Annotated in this window: 1 protein-coding gene; it reads right to left on the bottom strand. The window is 55.6% G+C overall.

Translation table 11 applies throughout. The features are described from left to right. Positions 1-223 (bottom strand): integrase core domain-containing protein (locus tag ABWL39_RS20960; protein WP_367796177.1); only part of this gene is annotated, 223 nt, incomplete at both ends.

Genomic DNA, 223 nt, shown 5'->3' on the forward strand with positions numbered 1-223 from the left:
GAATATAACCGATCGGGGCCAGCAACCGATGATGGTTGAACCACGACACCCATTCCAGCGTCGCAATTTCCAGCGATTCCTTGCTCTTCCACGGAGCTCGTCGATGGATCAACTCCGCCTTGTACAACCCATTGATCGTCTCGGCCAAAGCGTTATCGTAGCTGTCCCCTTTACTTCCCACCGAGGGCTCAATGCCAGCCTCTGCGAGACGCTCGCTGTAACG

The organism is Chitinivorax sp. PXF-14 (assembly GCF_040812015.1).
GTDB lineage: Bacteria > Pseudomonadota > Gammaproteobacteria > Burkholderiales > SCOH01 > JBFNXJ01.